Source organism: Pseudonocardia pini, from assembly GCF_013870575.1.
Classification (GTDB): Bacteria; Actinomycetota; Actinomycetes; order Mycobacteriales; family Pseudonocardiaceae; genus Pseudonocardia; species Pseudonocardia pini.
In genome coordinates, this window is sequence record NZ_JACBXB010001009.1 from 1 (window position 1) to 1,621 (window position 1,621).

Sequence of the window (1,621 nt, forward strand, 5' to 3'; positions counted from 1 at the left end):
GGCAACAGTGCCCGGCGCGATCGTGCGGTCATCGGTGCTTCGTTCCTTCGGGGTGGACCGATCGGGGTCGACCGGCGGGAGTGGGTCGGTCAGGAGGCCGTGCGGTGGGTGCCCGCTCGAGCAGGCGGTTCGCCGAGACCCGACGGCGGGTGCAGGCCGAGGTTGTCGCGCAGGGTCGTGCCGGTGTACGCCGCGCGGAACACCCCGCGGTCTCGCAGGTGGGGCACCACCCGGTCCACGATCTCGTCGAGACCGACGGGGCTGACGTGCGAGCCGAGGATGAACCCGTCGACCGCCCGTTCCTGGGTGTACCGGTCGATCTCGGACGCCACGTGCGACGGGGTGCCGACGAAGACCGCGCGGTCGAACACGTGCGTCACGACCTCGCGCAGGGACCAGCCGTGCTCGCGGCCGAGCGCGCGCCAGGCCTCGGCCGTGGCGTGCGCGTCCTGGGTCAGCGGGGCCCGCCCGCGGATCCACTTCGGCGCCTCCGGCGTGGGGTCGAGCTCGGGGACGGGACCGTCCGGGTCGACCTGCGAGAGGTCGCGGTTCCACACCATCTCGGCCAGCACGACGGCGGTGAACGGGTCGACCTGCCTGCTGCGGATGTCCCGGTGCCGGTCGCGGGCCTCGGCCTCGGTGTCGCCCAGCACGACCGACGCCGACGGCAGGATCTTCACCTGCTCCGGATCGCGGTCGAACCTCGCGACCCGCGCCTTGACGTCGGCGTAGAAGGCCTGCGCCTCCTCGAACCTCTGGTACCGGGAGAAGATCGCGTCGGACCGGGAGGCGGCGAAGTCCCGCCCGGCGGGCGACTCCCCCGCCTGCAGGACGACCGGGTGGCCCTGCGGGCTGCGCGGGGTGGTGAACCGGCCCGCGATGTCGAACTGGCGGCCGTGGAAGGCGAAGTCGCCCACGTGCGCGTCGCGCAGGAAGCGGCCGCTCGCCTTGTCCGCCACCACGGCGGTGGAGCCCCAGGAGTCCCACAGCGCCCGGACGGCGTCGAGGATCTCCCCCGCCCGCTCGTACCGCTGGTCGTGGCGGAGGAAGCCGCCGCGCCGGAAGTTCTCCCCGGTGTCGGCGTCGGAACTGGTCACGACGTTCCAGGCCGCGCGCCCGCCGGACAGGATGTCCAGCGTGGCGAACCTGCGGGCCAGCTCGTAGGGCTCGTTGAAGGTCGCGTTGATCGTGCCCGCGAGCCCGATGTGCTCGCTCACCGCGGCGAGCGAGGCCAGCACGGTGAACGTGTCCGGCCGCCCGACGACGTCCTGGTCGAACACCTGGCCGCCGCGCGTGCGCAGCCGCAGGCCCTCCGCGAGGAACAGCAGGTCGAGCGTGCCGCGCTCGGCGGTGCGGGCCCAGTGCTCGAAGGAGTCGAAGTCGATGTGGCTGCCCGAGGCCGGGTCGCTCCACACGGTGTCGTGGTTGACGCCCGGGAAGTAGGCGCCGAGGATCACCTGCCGCTTCGCGGTCATGCCGCCACCCCCGCGAACCGGCTCGCGGGCCGTTCGAGGCCGAACCGTTCGCGCAGCGTCCCCGGCTCGTAGCCGGTGCGGAACAGCCCGCGGCGCTGCAGCTCCGGGACCAGGCCGTCCACGACCGCGTCGAGGTCGGTGGGCAG

The 1,621-nt window shown here is 73.5% G+C and carries 1 protein-coding gene; it reads right to left on the reverse strand.

Annotation, left to right across the window (positions count from 1 at the left end):
* Positions 1–89: 89 nt before the first annotated feature.
* Entirely contained in the window at positions 90–1,475 is a 1,386-nt protein-coding gene (locus H5J29_RS31925; protein ID WP_181784639.1) for an NtaA/DmoA family FMN-dependent monooxygenase, read from the reverse strand.
* Positions 1,476–1,621 lie beyond the last annotated feature (146 nt).

Coding starts and splice junctions, on each gene's coding strand:
- H5J29_RS31925 (WP_181784639.1), bottom strand. CDS start 1,475: ATGACCGCGAAGCGGCAGGTGATCCTCGGCGCCTACTTCCCGGGCGTC.